Below are 22165 nucleotides of genomic sequence, written 5' to 3' on the forward strand. Positions count from 1 at the left end.
CCCCCACCCTACCCTCCCCCGCTTGGGGGGAGGGCCACACGCTCAGTCTCGCCTATTGCATCAAGAATACGCTCCAGTACCCCCTCGAGGTTTTCCCGCACTTCGCGGTTCCAAAATCGCAAAGTTCGGAAACCACGCTGTGCAAAATACGCATCTCTGGCTCTATCTTGCGGATTATCCGCATGCTGGCTTCCGTCCAACTCCACAATCAGCTTTTTTTCATAGCAAACAAAATCCACAATGAAAGGCCGCATGGGTTCCTGGCGGCGAAACGCAACCCCAAGCTGAGAGCGCTTGAGGCGGTTCCACAGGATGCGCTCTTCCTGCGTCATGTTGCGCCGCAACTGACGGGCCAGCTCGCCAAACTCCGAATCAGTCATCCTCTCGCACTATTGCAAATCGCCCATTATCCTCTCACCTTCTCCTCCCCCCTCTGCGGGGGAGGGAGGGGAGGGGGGAAAAAGGAGGTCAAACCTCATGGCACGCACCGGTAAAGAGTACCTGGAAGCCCTCAGGAAGAACCCACCCAACCTCTGGTACAAGGGCCAGAAGGTCAAAGACCCCACCACCCACCCGGTCTTCAAGGGCATCACCCACTCGCTGGCGCAGCTTTACGACATGCAGCACGACCCGCGCTACCGCGACATCCTCACCTACGAGCAGAACGGTCAGCGCACGGACGATCCCCTATCGGGACGGGCAGCACCCGTACACCGATACGCCATGAGCCTGCTGCCGGCCAAAACCCACGAAGACCTGGCCCGGCGCAGCGCGGCCTACAAGCTCTGGGCCGATACCAACCTGGGCATGATGGGCCGCTGCCCGGACTATCTGAATGCGGTGTTGATGGCCTTCGAGCAGAGCGCAGAGTTTTTTGGCCCCTACGCCGACAACGTGCGCCGCTATGTGCAGTACGTGCGCGAGCACGACCTCTCCACCACCCACTGCCTCACCAACCCCCAGGTCAACCGGGCCAAGAGCAACCTCGAGCAGCCCGACCCCTACATTCCCCTGGGCGTAGTGAGCGAGAGCGATGCGGGCATCGTGGTGCGGGGGGCCCGGATGCTCTCCACCCTGCCCACCGCCGACGAGCTGCTGGTCTTCCCCTCCACCCTGCTCAAGGAAGGGCCGGGGGCCGATAAGTACGCGGTGGCCTTTGCCATCCCCACCAACACCCCGGGGCTCCACTTCATCAGCCGCGAGAGCATGGCCGTAGGGGACTCCACCTACGACTACCCCCTGGCCAGCCGCCTGGAAGAGATGGACTGCCTGACGGTATTTGACGATGTGTTTGTGCCGTGGGAGCGAGTGTTCATCTACAAGGACCTGGCACGCTGCAACACCGCCTATGCCGAGACCGGGGCCCTGATGCACATGGCCCATCAGGTGGTGGTGCTCAAAAACGCCAAGACTGAAGCCTTTTTGGGCCTGGTCGCCCTAATGGGCGAGACCATTGGGGCCGACACCTTCCCGCATGTACAGGAAAAGATTGCCGAGCTGATTGTCTACCTCGAGGCCATGAAGGGTTTCTGGGCCCGCGCCGAGCGCGATGCCAGGCCCAACAAATACGGCCTGCTCTGCCCCGACCGGGGGGCCTTAGATGGCGCCCGCAACCTCTACCCCAGGCTTTACCCTCGCCTCAACGAAATCGTGCAGCAGATAGGCGCCTCCGGGATGATCACCCTGCCCTCCGAGGCCGACCTCGACTCGCCTGTGGGGCCCTATATCGAGAAGTTCTTGCAGTCGGCCACCCTGCCTGCCAAAGAGCGTGTCCAGCTCTTCCGCCTGGCCTGGGACATGACTATTAGCGGGTTCGGCGCACGCCAGACCCTTTACGAGCGCTTCTTCTTTGGCGATCCGGTGCGGATGTACCAGACCCTGTTCTCGGTGTACGACAAAGAGCCCTATAAACAGCGCATCAAGGATTTTTTGGGCTGGAAAGAGCAGCCCCAGCCAGAGGTGGTGGCCAGCGACTAGGGTCTGCCTGAGTCTATAGATCATTGACTTCACTCCACATGAAAACCGCCGAAGCCTCCCTATCAGACCAGCTCCGCCAGGTGATGAGCCACTGGCCCAGCGGGGTCACGGTAGTTGCAGCCCAGTACGGGGGCGAAACCCGGGGCATGACCGCCAGCAGCTTCACCAGCGTAAGCCTGGAGCCTCCCCTGATCCTGGTCTGCATCAACGAAACGGCCCAGCTCTGGCCCCTCCTGGAAAAGGCTGGGCGTTTTACCGTGAACCTCCTGGCCGAGGGCCACGAGCACACCTCGGCCCATTTTGCCGGTCGCCCCATCGAAGGGTACGAGCCCCTTTCGGGCGAGGAGAGCCCCGCGCTCGAGGGCGCACTGGCCACGCTCCACTGCCAGACCTGGGCGGTCTACCCGGGGGGCACCCACAAAATTGTGGTGGGAAAGGTCGAAAAAGTGACCATGGGGGAAAACACCAGGCCGCTTTTGTACTGGAACCGGGGTTATCGGCAGCTACGCTAGCCTAAAGCTGAAGGCCTAGAGCCATCACGTAAACCCTCCCCTATCCGCTCTGCAGCGAACCTGGAACTTGCCACACCAAAGGGGTAAACCATGAACCAGATACCCAACATTATCCGCATCGGCCACGGGGTGTTCTACGTGACCGACCTCGAGCGCTCGCGCCACTTTTATGTGGATTTGCTGGGCCTGAACGTGCTGCACGAAAGCCCCAGCGCCCTCTACCTGCGCGGCACCGAAGACCGCGAATGGACGCTCAAACTCGAGCTGGCCCCCGAGGCCGGCATCAAGCACCTGGGCTACCGGGTGGCGGGTGAGCTCGACCTGCAACTGCTGGTCGAACTGGCCCAAGCCCTGGGTCTGCCCTATCGCTGGGAGTCTGAGCAGGATCGGCCCCACATGCTCCGCCTCCAGGATCCCTTCGGCGTGCCGGTGGCCTTCTATGCCGAAAGCCAGAAGTACCCCTGGCTTTTGCAGCGCTACGACCTGCACAAAGGGCCGGGCATCCAGCGCATTGACCACATCAACGTGATGAGCCCACAGGTCGAGGCCATGACCCGCTGGTATATGGACAAGCTGGCCTTCCGCATGTCCGAGTACACCGAGGGCGACGATGGCAAAATCTGGGCCGCCTGGATCCACCGTAAGGGCAACGTTCACGACCTGGCCCTCACCAACGGCACCGGCCCCCGCCTGCACCACTTCGCCTACTGGATGCCCGATGCCATGAGCATTATCAGGGCCTGCGACATCCTGGCCGGGGCCATGCAAACCGAGGCCATCGAGCGGGGGCCGGGGCGGCACGGCATATCCAACGCCTTTTTCCTGTACCTGCGCGACCCCGACGGCCACCGCATCGAGCTGTACACCTCCGACTACAGCACCGTAGACCCCGACTTTGAGCCCATCCGCTGGAGCCTCAACGACCCCCGCCGCCAGACCCTCTGGGGCGCCAAAACCCCCAAGAGCTGGTTCCTGGAAGGCTCGCTGCTGGAGGCGTTTGAGGGCGGCTGGGTGCAAACCCAGGAGTCCGAGTTGCAAGGGCTGCCCCAGCATGTGATCTGAGGGGTCGTAAGCATCTTCGGCCCAAGGCAGGGTGGGTAGCCCGGATGCAGCTTTGAGAGCTTGACAGCGCAAAAGGCTCTGTTTAGACTGACCCCCAACAACAGTTGAACTAACAAGTGTTTGTTTGGCTTAGGGAGGGCTGGTGAAGGAGACTGTAGCAATTGTGGGTGCGGGCACTATGGGGCGCGGCATCGCGCAGGTAGCAGCAATTGCCCAGCATCCGGTCTGGCTTTACGACCCCTATCCGGCTGCGCTCGAGAAATCCCTTGCCGAGATCCGCGCCGACCTGCAAAAAACGGCCGAGAAAGGGCGTTTGCAGGGATCGGTAGAAGAAATTCTGGCCCGCATCACTCCAACCCAGACCCTGGAGGACTGCGCCAGAGCCGACCTGGTGATCGAGGCGGTGCCGGAAAAGCTCGAGCTCAAGCAGGAGCTACTGGGCAAGCTGGGTGAGCTCAACCCGGATAACCTGCTGGCCACCAATACCTCGACCTTTTCGGTATCGGCCATCGCCGCTAAGGTCAAGCACCCCGAGCGGGTGCTGGGGCTGCACTTTTTCAACCCCGCCCAGCGCATGAAGCTGGTGGAGGTAGTAGGGGGATTAGAGACCGCCCCGGCACACCTCGAGCGCATGCACACGCTGATGCGAGCCTGGGGTAAGGAACCCGTACAGGTAGTGGACGCGCCCGGTTTCTTGGTGAACCGGGTAGCCCGCCCGTTTTACGGCGAAGCCCTGCGGCTGCACGGCGAGGGCATTCCCAAGGAACACATTGACTGGATTCTGCGGGGCCTGGGCTTCCCCATGGGGCCTTTTGAGCTGATGGATCTGATTGGGCTGGACGTCAACTACGCCGCCTCGACCTCGGTCTACCAGAGTTTTTACGGCGAGCCTCGCTACCGGCCTCATCCCCTCCAGTTCCAACGGGTAGCCGCTGGCATGCTGGGGCGCAAAACCGGCCAGGGCTGGTATCGCTATCCCCCTGGGCCACCCCCGCTCCCCTCCCCCCCGGCTGCCCAGAGCAAAGCCATTCCCCTTCCCATCATCATCGGGCCCAACCCGCTCGCCAAAGAATTGCGGGCCCGCTTCCAACACACCGAAAACGTGGCCGAGGCCCGCTTCGTGCTGGACTGCCGGGTGTTGCTGGAGCGCAAACACGAGTTTTTCGAGAACCTGCCGGTGGTCTCGCTGGTCTGGGGGCACTCCGCCAGCTCCATACAGGCCGAGTTCCGGGGCCGGGCCGTGGCAGGGTTTAGCCTGGTGCCCCCCATCGGCGAAAAGGCCATCGTTGAGCTGTATGCACCTTTGAGCGGTGGGAATGAAGCCCTCGAGCTGGCCCAAACCTACTTCAGCGCCCACGGGTACAACACCCTGCGCCTGCCCGACCAGCCCGGCGGGGTGGGGTTCCGCATCCTGGCTTTGCTCATCAACGAGGCGGTCTCGGCCCTGGCCGAGGGCGTGGCCAACCCGGACGACCTGAACCGGGCCATGCGTCTGGGCACCGGCTACCCGTTGGGGCCGCTCGAGTGGGCCGAGCGCATCTGGCTCAAACCCATCCTGCGGGCGCTGGACGGCCTGCACGCCGAGCTGGGCGAGGATCGCTACCGCCCACACCCCCTGCTGCGCCGCATGGTGGCAGCAGGGCTTGAAACCTTTGGGGATCTATCCGGGGCTTCTACCCCGGGAGATTTGCAAACCAGCACCATAAAGGAGGCAAAATGAAGCGAGCTTTGATAGGACTTCTGGCACTTGGCCTGGGCCTGGGTCTGGCCCAGCAGGCCCCGCTCAAGATTGGCGTGGTGGTCTCGGCCACCGGCCCCGCAGCCAGCCTGGGCATCCCCGAGCGCAACACCCTGGTGCTGCTCGAAGAGCAGGTCAACCGGCGCGGCGGGGTGGCCGGGCGCCCGGTACAGTTCGTCATCATTGACGATGCCTCCGACACCACCCAGGCCGTGCGGGCCACCCGGCGCCTGATTCAAGAGGATCAGGTGCTGGCCATCATTGGCACCACCACCACCCCGGCCAGCCTGGGCATGATTGACCCCGTGGCCGAGGCGGGCGTACCGAAAATTTCAATGGCGGCCAACCTCGAGATCGTCTTCCCGGTGGACGAGAAGCGCCGCTGGGTCTTCAAAACCCCCCAGACCGAGCAGCAGATGAGCCAGCCGATTGTGCGCGATATGGCCGCCTCGGGGGTCAAGACCGCTGCCTACATTGGCTTCAACGATGCCTACGGCGAGGGCTGGGCGCGGGCCTTCGAGGCCGCAGCCCGCGAGGCAGGTATCCAGGTGGTGGCCTCGGAGCGCTTCGCCCGCACCGATACCTCGGTGGCCGGCCAGGTGCTGCGCATTCTGGCCCGCAACCCCGACGCTGTGCTGATTGGCGGCTCCGGTACAGCGCCGGTGCTGCCCCAGCGCACCCTGCGCGAGCGGGGCTACCGCGGCCTGATTTACCAGACCCACGGCGTGGCCAACCCCGACTTTCTGCGGGTGGGCGGCGATGTGCTGATCGGCACCCGGCTGCCCGCCGGCCCGGTGCTGGTATTTGACCAGCTACCCCCCGACTTCCCCAACCGCCAGGTGGCCACCAGCTACGTACAACAGTACGAAGCCCGCTTTGGCATCGGCAGCTACTCCACCTTCGGCGGCCATGCTTTTGATGCCTGGGCCATTTTGCGCCCGGCCCTCGAGCGCACCCTGCGGCGTGAACAGCCCTCCAACCTGGCTGCTTTCCGGCGGGCCCTGCGCGACGAGCTCGAGGCCACCCGCAACGTAGTCGGTACCCACGGCATCTTCAATATGTCCCCCACCGACCACCTGGGGCTGCGCTTCAACGAGGCCGCCGTAATGGTTGAAATAGTGCGGGACTCGAGCGGTAAGCTGGACTGGAAGCTGCTGCGGACGTTCAGGTAGGAGGCTCATGGCCGATAGCCAATAGCTGATAGCCTGGAATAGAGCCTTGCTATCAGCTATTGGCCAAAGGCTATCCGCATCTATGGATTGGACCATCCTCTCTTTTCTCACTGCCGACGCTCTGCAGAACGGCACCATCTATGCCTTGCTGGCGCTTTCGCTGGTGCTGGTCTTTGCGGTCACGCGGGTCATTCTGGTGCCCCTGGGCGAGTTTCTGGTGTACGCCCCACTGACCTATGTGTGGTTCCTACCCGCAGAGGTGAGCGGCCTTGATTTGAAAAACCAGATCCCCGGCACGGCCTGGCTCTCTGCGGCCATGCTCCTGTGGTGGGCGATTTTAGACCGATCAAATCTGAGACGTGCAGGTTTGCTGCTCATAGCGGCCCTGGGGGTTATAGGGATCGCCTGGTGGGGCGCCCAGGGGGTGCCGCTCTGGCTCGGCTGGATTTTCGCCGTTCTGGTTGTGCTCCCCATCGGCCCTGCCTCCTACCGGCTCTTTTTTGAACCGGCCAAAAATGCCAGTGTGCTGACCTATTTGATTATTGCGGTGGGGCTGCACTTTGCGTTTATGGGGCTGGGCCTGGTGTTCTTTGGCCCGGAGCAGTTCCGGCTGCCCGCCATTCTCTCGGGCCAGACCAACATAGGGCTCGTGCCGGTCAACAATCAGGCTTTCCTGGTGTATGGTTTTGCGCTCCTGGCCATGCTGGGCCTCTATCTCTTCTTTACCCGTAGCATCTTCGGCAAAGCCCTTCGGGCCTGTGCCGTCAACCGCTACGGGGCCCGTCTCCTGGGCATCAGCCCCAGCCAGGCCGGGTATGTTTCCTTTGGCATTGCAACCCTGATCGCCTGCGTCAGTGGGATGCTGCTGGCCCCTCTCATCTCGCCGGCCTACTTCCAGGGGTTTTTGCTCGGGCTCAAGGGCTTCGTAGCCGGCATCCTGGGCGGCCTGATCAGCTACCCGCTAGCCGTGGTGGGCGCTTTGCTGGTAGGGGCCATGGAGTCGTGGGCCTCGTTCCAGGCCAGTGCGTATAAGGATGCCATCGTGTTTGCCTTGTTGTTGCCCATTCTCTTCTGGCGCAGCTTACGCAGCCACGAAGTCGGGGAGGAGGAATGATGTCGGCCCTGAAATTCTCCCCCCTCACATTGGTTGCGGTTGCACTGCTACTGGCGGTGCCCTTGCTGTTACCCGCGTCTTCGTTCTACCTGACCATAGGGAACTACATCGCTTTTGGAGCGCTGGTCGCGCTGGGGCTCTACTTGCTAACGGGCCTGTCGGGCATGACCAGTTTTGGGCAGGCCGCCTTCATGGGGCTGGCCGCCTACACCACGGCCCTGCTGACCATTCATCAGGGTTGGAACCCCTGGCTCACCCTGCCGCTAGGGGTGCTGGTTGCGGTGGCCGGGGCGGTGGTGCTGGGAGGCATTACCGCCCGCCTCAAGGGCCACTACCTGCCTCTCTCTACCATTGCCTGGTGCATGGCCTTGTTTATCGTAATGGGAAGCTGGATCAGCCTGACTGGAGGACACACCGGCCTGCGCGGGGTTCCACCGGTTTCCATCTTTGGCTGGACGCTGGGCGACTCGAGGAGCTACTTTTACCTGGCCTGGTTTTTTGTGCTGCTGGGTGCCTGGACAGCCTGGAACCTGACCAACAGCCGCATCGGGCGGGCCATGCGGGCCTCCAAGGGGGACGCCATTGCGGCGGCGAGCTTTGGGGTCAATCCGGCGGTCTTGAAGCTCCAGGTGTTTGTGCTCTCGGCCATCTACGCCGGGGTGGCGGGCTGGCTGTACGTGCACTATCAGAAGTTTATCAGCCCCACCCCTTTTAGCCTGGATGCCTCCATCAAGTATCTGATTGCGGCTGTGGCAGGCGGGGTGGGGAGCATTCCGGGGGTGATTCTGGGCTCGGGGCTGGTGACGGGCCTCGAGGAAATCCTCAAGGGCCTCTTGCCGCGCATTTTTGGCCGTACCGGCAACTACGAGATTATCGCCTACGGCCTGATTCTGGTACTGATTTTGATGTTTGCCCCCAAGGGCTTGTGGCCTTTCATCGAACGCTATCTGCCCAAAGCCAGGCCGCAAAACCCCACCGGCCAGGGCCTCCCCACCCGGCTGGCCGCAGGGCAAGCGGGGGAGGTGGTGCTCGAGGTGGACAACCTGACCAAGCGCTTTGGCGGCTTGCTGGCGGTCAACCGAATGAATTTCCAGCTTCGCCGGGGGGAGATACTGGCCCTGATTGGCCCCAACGGGGCGGGCAAGTCTACCTGCTTCAACATGATTACCTCGGTCTATGCCCCCAGCGAAGGTGCCGTGCGCTTCAAGGGCCAGGTCATCTCGGGCCGGATGCCTTACGAGGTACACCGGCTGGGCATTGCTCGCACCTTCCAGCACCCCCACCTCTTCCCCGAGATGACCGTGCTGGAAAACGCCGCCCTGGGCACCTATGCCCGCACCCGGCGGGGCATGGTAGCCTCGATGTTCGGGCTCAGCCAGGCCGAGGAGCAGGCCGCCCTCGCCGAAGCCTACCGGGCCCTCGAGCGGGTGGGGCTGGCCCAGATTGCCCACCAAAAAGCCGATGGCCTGGCCATTGGGCAGTTGCGCCTGCTGGAAATTGCCCGCGCCCTGGCCTCGGGGCCCGAGGTGCTGCTTCTGGACGAACCCGCCGCCGGGCTCCGGGCCGGCGAGAAGCGCCAGTTTGCCGCCCTGATTCGCAGGCTGGTGAACGAGGGGGTTACGGTGCTGCTGGTAGACCACGACATGGATCTGGTGATGGGCCTGGTAGACCGCGTAGTCGTGATGCATTATGGGGAAAAGCTGGCCGAAGGCACCCCCGCCGAGGTACAGCGCAATCCCAAGGTCATCGAGGCCTACCTAGGGGAGGCAGCGTGATGGGGCCCAGGGCAAAGGAGCGAAGATGAGCGTACTGGAAGTGCAGAACCTTACCGTGCGCTACGGGGCCGTGGAGGCCGTTCGCAACCTGTCGCTTTCGGTGGGGGCGGGCGAGGCCATCACCCTGATTGGCCCCAACGGGGCGGGCAAGAGCAGCACCCTGAAGGGAATCGTGGGCCTGGTGAGCACCAGCGGCACGGTGCGCTACCAGGGGCAGGCCCTGAGCCGACGTAGCCCGGAGGAGCTGGCTACAGCGGGCCTGGTGATGGTGCCAGAAAAGCGCGAGTTGTTTGCCTCTATGGAGGTGGAGGACAACCTGCTGCTGGGAGCCTTCACTCGATACCAGCGGCGCGAAAAGGGCATCCAGGAAGACCTCGAGCGCATCTATACTCTCTTTCCGCGCCTGCGCGAACGCCGCAAGCAGCTTGCGGGCACCATGTCCGGGGGGGAGCAGCAGATGCTCGCCATCGGGCGGGCTCTGATGGCCCGGCCCAAACTGCTGCTGCTGGACGAGCCCAGCCTGGGGCTGGCCCCGCTGATCGTGCAGGAAATTTTTCACATCCTGGGCGAGCTCAAGAGCCAGGGCGTGCCCATTCTGGTAGTCGAGCAGAACGCCCGCATGGCCCTCAAGCTGGCTGACCGGGGGTATGTACTCGAGGCCGGTGAGCTGGTGATGGAAGGCCGGGGCCAGGATCTGCTGCACGACCCCCGGGTGATTGAGAGCTACCTGGGCATCCGCACCAAAACCGAAGCCTGAAGATGATCGCCACTACCGATCCCTACATGCAGTTGCTGGGCCTGCAGACCCTGTTGGTAGAGCCCGGCAAAGCCGTTCTGACCACCGTTGTAAAGCCCGAGCACCTGAACATCCACGGAAGTTGCCACGGAGGCTTTCTTTATAGCCTGGCCGATGCCGCCTTCGCCCTGGCCTCCAACTCCCACGGTACGCCCGCCGTGGCCCTCTCCACCCAGATGCAGTACTTCAAGGCAGTTAAGGCCGGAGAAAGCCTGGAAGCCCACGCCAGCGAGGAAAACCTGGGCCGTCGCACCGCTACCTATCGCATCGAGATTCGGAGCGGCGGGCGGATGGTAGCGCTCTTCCTGGGCACGGTCTTCCGGCTGGAGGCTTCTGGTTCCTGAAGTGTTCGCAAAAGGCGCTTGCCGGGCAAATCTGAACAGGGTAAAACTCAAACACTATGGAAGCCTATATCATAGACGCCGTTCGCACGCCCGTAGGAAAGCATGGGGGCGTTCTGTCTTCCGTGCGGCCCGACGACCTGGGGGCTATTCCCCTTAAAGCCCTGCTGGAGCGCACCGGCATCCCCGGTAGCGATATAGAAGACGTGTACATGGGCTGCGCCAACCAGGCCGGCGAGGACAACCGCAACGTGGCCCGTATGGCCTTGCTGCTGGCAGGCCTGCCCCTGAGCGTGGGGGGCACCACCATCAACCGGCTGTGCGGCAGCGGGCTCGACGCTGTGGCGAGCGCAGCCCGGGCCCTGATGCTGGGCGAGGGCCAGGTGTACATCGGCGCGGGGGTCGAGAGCATGAGCCGCGCCCCCTGGGTGATGCCCAAGGCGGAGAAAGGCTTTGCCACTGGCAATGTGACCCTGTTCGACACCACCTTAGGCTGGCGCCTGGTGAACCCCAGGATGAAGGAAATGTACGGCACCGACGCCATGGGCGAGACCGCCGAAAACCTGGCCGAGCAGTACCAGATTCCCCGCGAGGCTCAGGACAGGTTTGCCCTGCACTCGCACCAAAAAGCCATACTGGCCCAGCAAAGGGGGGTTCTGCAAAGCCAGATGGTGCCGGTGGAGGTGAGGGATCGCAAGGGGAATGTGGCGCAGGTGACCGCCGACGAAGGGCCCAGGGCCGACACCAGCCTCGAGGCCCTCGCCAAGCTCAAACCCGTGTTCAGGCAGGGCGGCAGCGTGACGGCAGGCAACTCCTCTTCCCTCAACGACGGGGCCGCTGCGGTCTTGCTGGCTGCCGAAGCCTATGCCAAGGCGCATGGCCTGAAGCCCATGGCTCGGGTTCGCTCGATGGCGGTAGCGGGGGTGGAGCCGCGCATCATGGGGATTGGGCCGGTACCCGCAACCCAAAAAGCCCTGCAACGAGCCGGGCTCACGCTAAAGGACATCGGCCTGATTGAGTTGAACGAGGCCTTTGCGGCCCAGAGCCTGGCCGTATTGCAGGAGTGGGGCCTGGACGCCGAAGACGACCGACTGAACGTGAACGGAGGGGCCATTGCCATCGGTCACCCCCTGGGGGCCTCGGGAGCCCGCATCCTGACCCACCTGGTGCACGAGATGCAGCGTCGCAAGGTGCAGTTCGGCCTGGCCACCATGTGCATTGGGGTGGGCCAGGGAATTGCGATGGTAGTTGAGGGCCTCTAAGCGATGAAGGGTGCAAGAGTCAAACGCGATAAGCTATTGGCTATGAGCTACAGACAGGTGAATCAATGAGAGTCCTCGAGCAGTTCAACCTAAACGGCAAAACCGCCCTGGTAACCGGGGGCTCGAGAGGGCTCGGTCTGGAGATTGCCTGCGGCTTGCGCGAGGCCGGGGCCCGGGTAGCTCTGCTCGCCCGGCGCGAGAGCTTCTTCGAGGAAGCCCTGCGGCTCATTCCGGATGCCGTTCCCATTGTGGGCAACGTGCAGGATGAAGGGAGCCTCGAGGCCGCCTTTGCCCGCATCGGGCCGGTGGACATCCTGGTCAACGCCGCCGGGGTTACCTGGGGCCAGGATGCGCTGGAAGTGCCGGTGGAAAAAATCCGCGAGGTGCTAGACATCAACGTCACGGGGGCTTTTCTGGCCTCGAGGATTGCCGCCCGCAGCATGAAAGCCCGTGGTTACGGCAAAATCCTCAACATCGCCTCGGTGGCCGGCCTGGCCGGTAGCCCCAGCGAGGTCATGGACGCCGCCGCCTACTCGGCCTCCAAGGGGGCGCTCATCGCCCTCACCCGCGACCTGGCCGTCAAGTGGGGGCCTTTGGGCATCCGGGTCAACGCCCTGGCCCCCGGCTTCTTCCCGACCCGCATGACCGAAAAACTGCTGGCCCGCACCGAGCAACTCGTGCGCGAGCGCACCCCGCTGGGCCGCATCGGCAAAACCGGCGAGCTGGCTGCCGCCGCCCTGTACCTGTGCAGCCCGGCCTCGGACTATGTGACCGGGCAGGTGCTGGCGGTGGATGGGGGGATGACCGCCCTATGAGCGAAGCCCTCCTCATCTTTTATCAACGCCTGGGCTTCATCTCCAGTCACGAGGGGATGAAACTCAAGTTATAAGAGGTGCCTATGCCCATGTTTCAACCCGAACTCGAGACCCTCCCCCGCCCCAAGCTGACCGCGTTGCAAAGCGAACGCCTGCGGGAGCAGGTGGCCTACGTGTACGAGCGGGTGCCCTTCTACAAGCAAGCCTTCGACGAACGGGGGCTCAAGCCCAGCGACATTCGGGGTATCGAGGACCTGCACAAACTGCCCTTTACCAAAAAGAAAGACCTGCGCGACACCTACCCCTTTGGCCTGTTTGCCGTGCCCCGCCACGAGCTGGCCCGCATCCACGCCTCCTCCGGCACCACCGGCAAGCCCACCGTGGTGGGCTATACCCGGGGCGACCTCGAGGTCTTTGCCGAGGTGGTGGCCCGCTCCCTGGCCGCCGCCGGCGGGCGGCCCGGCATGATGCTGCACAACGCCTATGGCTACGGTCTCTTTACCGGGGGGCTGGGCCTGCATGGCGGGGCCGAAAAACTGGGCATGATTGTGGTGCCCATCTCCGGTGGCATGACCGACCGGCAGATCATGCTGATCCAGGACTTCAAGCCCGAGATGATCTCCTGTACCCCTTCTTATGCCCAGACCCTGGCCGAGGAGTTCAAGAAGCGGGGGGTAGCCCCGGAGGAAATCAGCCTCCAGTACGCCATTCTGGGGGCCGAGCCCTGGACCGAAGCCATCCGCCAGAGCGTGGATGCGGGGCTGGGGGTTCAGGCCACCAACATCTATGGCCTCTCGGAGATTATCGGCCCCGGCGTAGCCAACGAAGACGTTACCGAGCGCGAGGGGCTTTCGTACATCTGGGAAGACCACTTCTACCCCGAAGTGGTAGACCCCGAGACCGGTGAGCCCCTACCCGAGGGCGAGGTAGGCGTGCTGGTGCTCACCACCCTGACCAAGAAGGCCATGCCCATCCTGCGTTACTGGACGGGCGATCTTACCTACCTCACCCGCGAACCCGGCACCTCCGGGCGTACCCACGCCCGCATGGCCCAGATTCGGGGCCGCACCGACGACATGTTGATTGTGCGCGGGGTGAACGTCTACCCCACCCAGATCGAGGCGGTGCTCAAGGAGATTCCCGAGGTGGCCCCGCACTACCAGATTGTGCTCACCCGCGAGGGCACCCTGGACGAGGTGGAGCTGAAGCTCGAGGTCTCCGAACCCTTCTTCCGGGAAATCGGTCAGAAGATTCTCTCCGACGAAGTGATCGAGGCCGATCACCGGCTGCACAACCTGCGCGAGAAGGTCGCCAAAAAAATCAAGGACAACGTGGGCGTCTCGGTGCGGGTCTCGCTTATTAACCCCGGCAGCGCCCCCCGCAGCGAGGGCGGCAAGCTCAAGCGGGTGGCAGACTTGCGTAAGATGAGCTAAAAGCCTATAGCGGATGGCCTTGAACCAAGCACACAAGCCATCCGCTATTCGCTATCGGCAGAATTATGAAACCCATCCCTCCCGGCTACCAGGCTACCTTCGAGACGGTCGTTACCGACGAAATGACCGTGGACTTCGAGCACCCCGACGACCCCCAGCTCGGCAAGCTGCACCCGGTCTATGCCACCTACTGGATGGCCAAGCACATGGAACTGGCGGGCCGCAAAATCATCCTGCCCTTCCTGGAAGAGGGCGACGAGGGCATCGGCTCCAAGGTGAACGTGGATCACCAGGCCTCGGCCCTACCGGGCATGAAGGTTCGCATAGTGGCCGAACACCTCCGCACCGAGGGCAACCGTGTTCATGCCAGGTGCACCGCCTGGAACGAGCTGGGCGACCAGATTGGCGAGGGCTACACCGAACAGGTAATCCTGCCCAGAGCCAAACTCCTGCGGATTTTCGAAAAACTCCAGGAGCGCTGGCAGGCCCACCAAAACCCCACTGGGGAGCCCTCAAACCTATCCTGAACTTTACTATGAAGCGCCTTCCCCTGTTCCCTTTGCCCGAGACGGTGGTGTTTCCGGGGTTGCTCATTCCGCTCTACATTTTCGAGGAGCGCTATAAGCAGATGGTGCGTGATTTGCTGGCCCAGAGCGAAGACCAGCGCCGTTTTGTGATTACCCTGGCCACCGAGGCCGGTATCCGGGAGGTGGGGGGGTATGTGGACTTGCTGGCTGCCTCGGAAAACCCCGATGGCACCTTCAATATTGTGTGCCGGGGGGGTGAGCGCTGCCGGGTGGAGGGGGTGGGGGTTTTCGAGAAAAACCTCTACCAGACCACGCTGGACATCCCCTTTCCATTGGAGCGCACCGCCCGCAGCGAGGAGATTGTGGCCGCCTGGGATGCAATGGAGGCTTTTCGGGGCTATGTGGCCGGGGTGGCCGACCCGCAAGCCCTGGAAGAGGCCATTGCCAACCTGCCCGACGACCCTTTGTACCAGGCTTCGTTTTTGTGCGTGAACCTGCGGGTTCCGGCCCTGGATCGGCAAGCGCTGCTGGAGGCCCCCTCGCTGGTAGCGAGGCTCGAGCTGGCCCAAACCCTCATGCGCCAGGGTTCCATCTCGAGTACCGCTGCGGAGGCCTGATACTACACCACCCGACGTCGCAACTGGGCAACCCCCAGGCTCAACATCAAGAACATCCCGGCCAGCAGGGCCAGGTAGGCAGTGGCCTCATCCCGACGGATGCGCCACATCATCTGTCGGGTCAGGTTGCGGTAGGCCTCTTTGAGTTTGCCCGCCGAGTCCACGAAGAAATACTCTCCGTCCCCCACCCGGGCTATCTCCTTGAGCGTCTCTTCGTCGAACTGTGCAGCCAGCGCATACTGCTCGGGCAGCCCCGGCACCGGGCCTTCGGTGGTGCGGCCAATACCGATGGCATGCACCCGAATTTGCAAGCGGGCGGCCTCCTGGGCCGCCTCCACCGGGTCAACCCCCGCCAGGCTGCGGCCATCGGTGAGCAGGATGATGGTGGCCAGACTCTTGGGATCCGGGGCCTCAGCCCGTTCGGACAGGGGGGGCAGGGCCGTAATGCTCTCCAGAATGGCGTCGCCAATGGCGGTGCCCAGGTTCAGGTCCAGGAAGTCTACCGCTTCCAACAAGCGCGCCCGGTCGGTGGTGAGGGGCACCACCAGTTGGGCATCGCGGGAAAACGTTACCAGCGCCACCCGCATCCCTTCCGGCAACTCCCGGATAAAGGTTCGCAGCGCGGCTCGGGCGGCCTCGAACCGACTGGGCTGCACATCGGTAGCCTGCATCGAGCGGCTGATGTCCACCGTCAGCACCACCGCCGCGCGGGGGTCGGCCTGCAACACCGGAAGGGTAGGGCGGGCCAGGGCCAAAACCGCTGCCACGAGCGCCAGCAAATAAAGCCCGGCGGGGAGGTGCTGCCGCCAGTTTTGGGTTCGCCTCGAGGCCCGCGCCAGCAGGGCCACGTCCGGGTGCAGCACCACCGACTCGGCAGGCGGGCGCAAAGCCCGGCGGTAATGCCAGATGAAGAGCGGTATCAGCAACAACAAACCCAGAGCCCAGGGCCAGATAAACACCATTCAAACCACCTGCCGCCGCAAGGCCGACCAGCCCAGGCTCAAGGCTAGCAGGAACGCTGCCAGCAAGCTCAGGATGCCGCTCACCTCGAGGGTCTGGAGCCGCCACCCCAGAACCCGGCCCAGATCGGCATGGGCATTGCTCAAATCGTTGGCGGAGAAAATGGGGTAGTAGCGGCCTCCGGTGCGGTCGGCCACTTTTTTGAGCATTTCCTCGTCGAAGTTGTGGCCGTGCGTGCCGACCCCAATCGCATGGACTTTGATACCCCGCCGCAAGGCTTCATCGGCCATTTTCAGGGGGTCGTTGCCGGATACATCGTGCCCGTGCGAAAAGAGCACAATCACCCCAGGGCTCACCCCCTCGGGCGGGTTTTCGGGCAGGGCCTCGAGGGCAGCCTGCAAGCCGTAGGTGAACGAAAAGCCCCCACCCAGATCGAGGTGGTCTATGGCCTGGCGAAAGGCGTTGCGGTCGGTGGTGGGGGGCAGTAGCAGGGTTCCGTAGCCCGAGAAGGTCGTGACCCCCACCTTTACCTGAGCAGGCAGTCTCTCCACCAGCGCTTTGGCGGCAAGCTGTGTGGCGGCCATGCGGTTGGGGGCAATATCGGTCTGGCGCATGGACCAGCCGTTCTCGATGGCCAGGATAACTGCCGCCAGGTTCTCGGGCATCATCAAGCGCATGGTGGGGCGGGCTGTGGCGATGAGGGCTGCCGCCAGGGCCAGAAAAAAGCCGATGGCGGGCAGGTAGTGCCAGAGGCTTTTTTCCATGCCGCCCATCTGCCCCGCCCCCGGATACCACACATGGCTACTGGAAGGGCCGCGCAGCAACCGCAGATACACCACCCCCAGCACCACCAACCCCAGCAAGGCCAGCAGGTTCCAGGGCGCCAGAAAACCCATCGGCCCTCCTAAGGTACCCGGCGCTGCCAGCGCAGGCTCAGGCCCGCCGCCAGAATCATCAGCAGGGCCGCCACCGCCGAGAGCAGCGAGGAGATTTCGGTCTTGGTGCCCTCCCAGCGAATCACCGTACCCAGCTCTTTGGCAATCGCCCGGAGGGCTTCCTCGGTGGGCGGAAAGGTGTTCTTCCCCCCCGTGGCCTGGGCCAGTAGCTCGAGGTTCCTGGGCTCAAAGGGAATGTAGTAATTGCGCCCTTCGATCTGCGCCACCGTACCGCCGGGCTGGCCCATGGGGAAAGTGAAAACCTTGACGTTATTGTCCCTGGCAAAACGGGCCGCAATCTCGAGGCTGTTGCGGGTGGGCAGCCCTGGGTTGGTGCTCACGTTGGAAGCGCCATCCGACAGGATCACCACACTCCCCGGCGGCAGGTCTTGTGCAGACGGGGCCTGCTGCGGCACCGGCAGATCGGGTACACCCTGCAAGGGATCGGGCTGCCCCAGGCCGGGGGGTTGCAACTCGGCGGGGGGCTTCTGGTTCTTGCGCCCGGGCAGCATCCGCACCCCGGTTACGATGGCGTTCTCGATGGAGGTGTTCTGGGCAGGCTTGAGGCGCTCGATGGCCTCCAGCAGCTTTTGTCGGTCGGTGGTGGGCATCACCAGGGCCGAGGCCGAGTCGGAAAAGCTAACCAGCCCAATCTGGGTGGTGGGGGGTGCCAGCTCGATAAACTTGCGGGCCGTGGCCTTGGCCGCCTCCAGGCGGCTGGGGTTGAGGTCGGCAGCTAGCATCGAACGCGAGGTATCAATGGCCAGTACGATGGCGGCCTTGTTGGTGGGCAGGGGCGGGCTGGCCACCGGACGGGCCGCCGCAAAAAGCAGCAGAAACAAAGCCAGCAGTTGCAGGGCCAGGGGCCAGCGCACATGGGCTTTGGGGGGTTGGCGCACCACCGAGGGGAGCAGGTGGGCGTCGGCAAAGGCCTCGGCAGTGCGCTCCCGCCGACGGTTGGCCCATATCAGGAGACCCATAAACAGCGGGATTAGCAACAACAACCACAAAAAAGCAGGCCAGGTGAAGCTCATCTTCGCCCCCTTCTACGCAAGGTAAATTTCAGCAGGGGCTCCACGATTTCCTGGGCGGTAGAGAGCGAGAGCACATCTACCTGGGCAGCCCGCAGGGTGCGCTCGAGCATCGCTTCACGGGCCTGCACCAGCGCCGCGTGGGCACGGCGTACCCTGGGGTCGCTGGTGTCAATCCAGATCTCTTCGCCGCTCTCCGGGTCGCGCATCCGCAGCTCGCCCGCTCTGGGCAGCTCTTTTTCGGCAGGGTCGAAGATGCGCACCGCTACCACATCGTGCCGGTAGGCCAGCCGGCGCAGCCCCTGCGCCCAAAGGGGTTCCTGCTCCGGTTGGGGGTTCAGGAAGTCGGAGATCACAAACAGCAGGGCGCGGCGCTTGAGGGTTTTGGCGATGTACTCGAGGGCTTGCTCCAGCGAAGCGTGCGGCGCACAGGATGGTGCAGCTTGCCCCTGGCCGAGCGCCAGCAAGCCATACAGCTCGTGCAAAATTCGCAGGGCCTGCCTGCGGCCCGTGCCCGGAGGCACCACCCGCATCCCCGCTTCGGAGAAGCCAATGACCCCCACCTTATCCCCGTGGCGCGCTACGATGGCCGCCGCCGTGCCCACAAACTCCAGCGCCTCTTCCAGCTTGAGCACCCGCCGGGTGCCAAACCGCATCGAGGCCGACATATCCACCACCAGCCAGACCGTGACTTCCTTCTCTTCGCGGTACTGCCGGATGTGAATTTTGCCGGTGCGGGCGGTTACGTTCCAGTCAATGCGCCGCACCTCATCGCCAGGCTGGTACTCCCGCACCTCGGCCAGATCCAGGCTGGGGCCATAGAAAAAGCCGGTGTAATCGCCAAACAAAAAGCCATCCAGGCGCTTCAGGATCTTGAACTCGAGCTTCCGCAATAGCTCTGCCGGTAGCTCGCGTGGAGGGGGCATGGCCTCTTTGGGCTCTGGCCTCAAAGTCACCTCAATTTTGCTTTTGCTGGCTCGTCGAAAGAGCATAGACCACCATTGGTTCATCTTGCAGCCCTAGGCCGAAGGATTCTCCGCAACCGCCGGGCGGGTATCGCGGTAGGGGTCGCCGATGTGCACCTTGGGCAGAGGGGTAGCGGCAATAATCTTCTGTACGAGTTCCTCCAGTTTCACCTCGTCGGCCAGGGCCTCGTAGGAAAGGATCACCCGGTGACGCAACACCTCGGGGGCCAGGTCGCGCACGTCCTCGGGCAGGGCGTACTCACGGCCCCGCACAATCGCCAGGGCCTTGGCCCCCAGAATCAGGTTCACGCTGGCGCGGGGGCTTCCGCCAAAGCTGATGTACTTCTTGAGGTTCGAGAGGCCCACCTCGCCGGGGTCGCGGGTCGCGCGGGCCAGCCGCACCGCATACTCGGTCACGGCCTGGTGGACGTGTACCTGGTCGGCCATGGCTTGCAGGTAGCGCAGGTCGTCGCCGGTGAGCACCTCCGAGACCCGCTCGAATTTGTTGGAAACCCGTTCTACCACGGTCATCTCCTCGTAGAAGGCGGGGTAGTCAAGCCAGACCTTGAACATGAAACGGTCAACCTGGGCTTCGGGCAGGAAGTAGGTGCCCTCCGACTCGATGGGGTTCTGGGTGGCCAGCACCAGGAAGGGGTCGGGCAGCTTGAAGGTCTCGTGGCCAATGGTAACCTGGCGCTCCTGCATGGCCTCCAGCAGGGCAGATTGAATCTTGGCGGGGGCCCGGTTAATTTCATCGGCCAGAATCAGGTTGGCGAAAATCGGGCCCAGCTCCACCTCGAAGTTTGCTTCTTTGGGGTTGTAGATGCGCGTCCCCACCAGGTCGGCAGGCACCAGATCGGGGGTGAACTGGATGCGCTTGAAGCTGGCCCCAATCGCCTCGGCCATGGTTTTGATGGCCAGGGTTTTGGCCAGTCCCGGTACCCCCTCAATCAGGATGTGGCCCCGTGCCAGGAGCGCTACTACCATGCGCTCGAGCATCAAATCTTGCCCAACAATCACCTTCTTGACTTCCAATAAAAGGGTGCGCAACTTTGCAGCGGCATCCATCACGGCTTGGGGCTCGAGGGAGGGTTTGGGGGCTTCACTCATAAGAACCTCTTCTGGTAGCTAACTTGATTTTTGCTTACGACGTTGGCAAACACCGCAGGTTTGCAGGGACTTGAACCAGCCATGAGCCTGTACCTTCAAATGGTCTGGTCAGGATTGCTGTCGGGAGGTGTGGGAGCTGGTGCGGGCTGGGGAGACGAGGGCGGGCTCGGCAAGGAGGGCGTACCCGGCTCGAGCGGAATAAGCTCAGGAGAACCTCCAGGCATCCCCGGCCCCGGCATAGGGCCTCCAGGCCCTGGCATCGGTTGTCCGGGTAGGTCAAAGCGGAACAACTGGCCATCCTGATAAATCAGGATGGGGCATTCCTCGCCCTGGCCCTGTCCCGGTTGGGGCTGGCCCGGCCCTTGCCCTGGGCCCTGACCCGGCCCGGGCTGAAGCGGAATTAACTCGCGGGGGTCAGGTGCGGGCAGGAGTTGTTGCTGCTGGTCAAACTGAACCGCTTGTAGCCTGGCTCCCCGCTGCGCCTGCAAAGCCTCCCCCTGTTGCGGCTGCGCCGAAAGGCGGCCTACCACAAACCCCGTGCTCAGCAAAATCATCGTAGCCAGGCCCAACCCAAGAGGTTTGAGCAACGAGCCTAACCTGAGCTGTTCCATGCTTTACTTTATGATGCAATACTGGGTTCAATCTGAGAATGTTCTACCTTTCGGGGTCGCCCGCTCTCATCCTGCGTTGGCGAAAGCCCGGCATCAACACCTGAACGCTCAACTTTTATGAACCCCCACCCTAGACGACACCCAAGACCGAAAGCTCAAAGCCAAAGGATCTACGAGGAGTATGTAGGACGTTGATATGGCAGACCTGTAGGTGCTCGAGTACAGCGCTCTTCACAGACGCGGCCGCGCACGAAAACGAGAATGCCTCTTTGCCCAGACGCAGATTACGCACCCCAGCAGCCACTGCTCTCTCCAGGACAAAGGATTCCCAATCTCGGATGACTCGAGTTTTGTGAAAAGCACTCTAACGTTGGTATTATTTGATCTCCACCCCCGACCACTTCTCCAACAGTTGCGCCACCGCCGTGTGGTCTACCTCGGCAGCGCCCACTTCGCGCTTGGCAATCTCGAAGAACTCCCGTACCTGCCGAAGCATGGGGGCCGGCGTTCCGGCGGCCTCGAGCACCTTCACACAAATACCCGTATCCTTGGCCAGCAAACCCAGGGCAAAGGTGTTGGGGAACTGGCGGGAAATGACCCGCTGGCCAAACAAATTCTCGCTCACATTCGAGCGGCCCGAGGAGGCATTGATTACCTCCAGGGCCAGCCCTGCATCCACACCCTGCTTGACCAGGGCGACCATGCCCTCGCTAAGCGCCCACAGATTAACCGCCAGCAGGGCGTTGTTGACGGCCTTGACGGCATGGCCCGACCCCAGCGGCCCCACGTGCACAATCTTGGCGGCATAAGCTTCCATGACCGGCCTGGCCCTGGCGAAATCCTCCGCCGAACCCCCCGCCATGACGGTGGCCCTGCCCTGAACTGCGCCCGCCACCCCCCCGGACAGGCAGGCATCCAGGTACGAAACCCCTTTCTCCTGAAGCATCTGGGCGGTCATTTTAGCCAGTTCGGGTTCGCCCGAGGTGTGGTCTATCCACAGCATGCCCGGGCGCAGGTAGGGCAGAAGCCGCCGGGCGAGTTCATCTACCTCGAGGGATGTGGGCAGGCAGGTTAGCAGAATATCGGCCTGGGCTACCTCGGGTAGTTCCACCGCCCTCGAGCCAAACTCTTTCGCATGGGCTTCGGCTTTGGCAAAGGTGCGGTTCCAGACCATGGTCTCGTATTTTTTAGCGAGGTGCCCCGCCATCGGATACCCCATCGCCCCGAGGCCAATAAACGCGGTCCTGACGTTGGTGTCTTGCATGGTCTTAATCATAAACTGGCCGTAGTTCTTTACGACCTGGCTGCTAAACAATAGTACCCGCCTAGGGTATTCATTACTTGTCGTGTTAAGGCCAGCCGCGTTACCCGATTCAGTCCATAACGGACACGATTTTCCGCTTGTTCAGCAC

The 22165-nt window shown here is 63.1% G+C and carries 22 protein-coding genes; 14 read left to right on the forward strand and 8 right to left on the reverse strand.

The genetic code is table 11. The features are described 5' to 3' along the window. Window positions 1–8 precede the first annotated feature (8 nt). Window positions 9–380 (reverse strand): endonuclease domain-containing protein, encoded by a 372-nt coding sequence (locus J3L12_RS11110; protein ID WP_208015125.1) that lies wholly within the window; start codon window positions 378–380, stop codon window positions 9–11. 97 nt (window positions 381–477) lie between these two features. On the opposite strand from J3L12_RS11110, the gene hpaB reads away from it, so the two are divergent. From hpaB to J3L12_RS11180, 14 genes are all read left to right on the forward strand, one after another. Then, the gene (hpaB, locus tag J3L12_RS11115; RefSeq protein ID WP_208015126.1) at window positions 478–1977 is read left to right on the forward strand and encodes a 4-hydroxyphenylacetate 3-monooxygenase, oxygenase component; all 1500 of its coding nucleotides are present in this window, start codon (window positions 478–480) and stop codon (window positions 1975–1977) included. A gap of 38 nt (window positions 1978–2015) precedes the next feature. Next, window positions 2016–2489 (forward strand): 4-hydroxyphenylacetate 3-monooxygenase reductase subunit, encoded by a 474-nt coding sequence (gene hpaC / locus J3L12_RS11120; RefSeq protein ID WP_208015127.1) that lies wholly within the window; start codon window positions 2016–2018, stop codon window positions 2487–2489. Between the two features lie 90 nt (window positions 2490–2579). Continuing rightward, entirely contained in the window at window positions 2580–3551 is a 972-nt protein-coding gene (gene hpaD, locus J3L12_RS11125) for a 3,4-dihydroxyphenylacetate 2,3-dioxygenase (RefSeq protein WP_208015128.1), read from the forward strand. Window positions 3552–3693: 142 nt separating this feature from the next. Continuing rightward, window positions 3694–5271, forward strand: coding sequence for a 3-hydroxyacyl-CoA dehydrogenase NAD-binding domain-containing protein (locus J3L12_RS11130; RefSeq protein WP_208015129.1), 1578 nt, complete (start codon window positions 3694–3696; stop codon window positions 5269–5271). Continuing rightward, entirely contained in the window at window positions 5268–6461 is a 1194-nt protein-coding gene (locus tag J3L12_RS11135; RefSeq protein WP_208015130.1) for an ABC transporter substrate-binding protein, read from the forward strand. Before J3L12_RS11130 ends, J3L12_RS11135 begins: the two co-directional genes overlap by 4 nt. Before the next feature lie 82 nt (window positions 6462–6543). Further along, entirely contained in the window at window positions 6544–7575 is a 1032-nt protein-coding gene (locus tag J3L12_RS11140) for a branched-chain amino acid ABC transporter permease (RefSeq protein WP_208015131.1), read from the forward strand. Beyond that, complete coding sequence (locus tag J3L12_RS11145; RefSeq protein WP_208015132.1) at window positions 7575–9350, forward strand: branched-chain amino acid ABC transporter ATP-binding protein/permease; 1776 nt, start codon at window positions 7575–7577, stop codon at window positions 9348–9350. The genes J3L12_RS11140 and J3L12_RS11145 overlap by 1 nt, the downstream gene beginning before the upstream one ends. 25 nt (window positions 9351–9375) lie before the next feature. Next, entirely contained in the window at window positions 9376–10107 is a 732-nt protein-coding gene (locus tag J3L12_RS11150) for an ABC transporter ATP-binding protein (protein WP_208015133.1), read from the forward strand. Between the two features lie 2 nt (window positions 10108–10109). Continuing rightward, window positions 10110–10490, forward strand: coding sequence for a hydroxyphenylacetyl-CoA thioesterase PaaI (gene paaI, locus J3L12_RS11155; protein WP_208015134.1), 381 nt, complete (start codon window positions 10110–10112; stop codon window positions 10488–10490). A 56-nt stretch (window positions 10491–10546) separates the two neighbouring features. Further along, window positions 10547–11749: an acetyl-CoA C-acyltransferase gene (locus J3L12_RS11160; protein ID WP_208015135.1), complete on the forward strand. Its 1203-nt coding sequence runs from the start codon at window positions 10547–10549 to the stop codon at window positions 11747–11749. Between the two features lie 65 nt (window positions 11750–11814). Further along, window positions 11815–12564, forward strand: a complete 750-nt coding sequence (locus J3L12_RS11165; RefSeq protein WP_208015136.1) for an SDR family oxidoreductase — start codon at window positions 11815–11817, stop codon at window positions 12562–12564. A gap of 89 nt (window positions 12565–12653) precedes the next feature. After that, window positions 12654–13997, forward strand: a complete 1344-nt coding sequence (locus J3L12_RS11170; RefSeq protein WP_208015157.1) for a phenylacetate--CoA ligase — start codon at window positions 12654–12656, stop codon at window positions 13995–13997. Between the two features lie 65 nt (window positions 13998–14062). Further along, window positions 14063–14524 (forward strand): thioesterase family protein, encoded by a 462-nt coding sequence (locus tag J3L12_RS11175; protein WP_208015137.1) that lies wholly within the window; start codon window positions 14063–14065, stop codon window positions 14522–14524. An 8-nt stretch (window positions 14525–14532) separates the two neighbouring features. Continuing rightward, complete coding sequence (locus J3L12_RS11180) at window positions 14533–15141, forward strand: LON peptidase substrate-binding domain-containing protein (RefSeq protein ID WP_208015138.1); 609 nt, start codon at window positions 14533–14535, stop codon at window positions 15139–15141. Window positions 15142–15143: 2 nt separating this feature from the next. Here J3L12_RS11180 and J3L12_RS11185 read toward each other — a convergent pair whose 3' ends face one another. The 7 genes from J3L12_RS11185 to J3L12_RS11215 all read right to left on the reverse strand — a co-directional run bounded on the left by J3L12_RS11185 (window position 15144) and on the right by J3L12_RS11215 (window position 22017). After that, complete coding sequence (locus J3L12_RS11185) at window positions 15144–16103, reverse strand: VWA domain-containing protein (protein ID WP_208015139.1); 960 nt, start codon at window positions 16101–16103, stop codon at window positions 15144–15146. Next, window positions 16104–16997 (reverse strand): VWA domain-containing protein, encoded by an 894-nt coding sequence (locus tag J3L12_RS11190; protein WP_208015140.1) that lies wholly within the window; start codon window positions 16995–16997, stop codon window positions 16104–16106. A gap of 8 nt (window positions 16998–17005) precedes the next feature. Beyond that, window positions 17006–18070, reverse strand: coding sequence for a VWA domain-containing protein (locus J3L12_RS11195; RefSeq protein WP_208015141.1), 1065 nt, complete (start codon window positions 18068–18070; stop codon window positions 17006–17008). Further along, window positions 18067–19059 carry a DUF58 domain-containing protein gene (locus J3L12_RS11200; protein ID WP_208015142.1) on the reverse strand — a complete coding sequence of 331 codons (993 nt, stop codon included), beginning with the start codon at window positions 19057–19059 and terminating at the stop codon, window positions 18067–18069. Before J3L12_RS11200 ends, J3L12_RS11195 begins: the two co-directional genes overlap by 4 nt. A gap of 27 nt (window positions 19060–19086) precedes the next feature. Beyond that, a complete protein-coding gene (locus J3L12_RS11205; protein WP_243455168.1) occupies window positions 19087–20142 on the reverse strand; it encodes a MoxR family ATPase in 1056 nt (351 codons plus the stop codon). Between the two features lie 95 nt (window positions 20143–20237). Next, window positions 20238–20753, reverse strand: coding sequence for a hypothetical protein (locus J3L12_RS11210; RefSeq protein ID WP_208015143.1), 516 nt, complete (start codon window positions 20751–20753; stop codon window positions 20238–20240). A gap of 376 nt (window positions 20754–21129) precedes the next feature. Beyond that, a complete protein-coding gene (locus tag J3L12_RS11215) occupies window positions 21130–22017 on the reverse strand; it encodes an NAD(P)-dependent oxidoreductase (protein WP_208015144.1) in 888 nt (295 codons plus the stop codon). Window positions 22018–22165: the final 148 nt, after the last annotated feature.

The sequence above is a fragment of the Meiothermus sp. CFH 77666 genome (assembly GCF_017497985.1).
In the GTDB taxonomy this organism is placed as follows: domain Bacteria; phylum Deinococcota; class Deinococci; order Deinococcales; family Thermaceae; genus Meiothermus.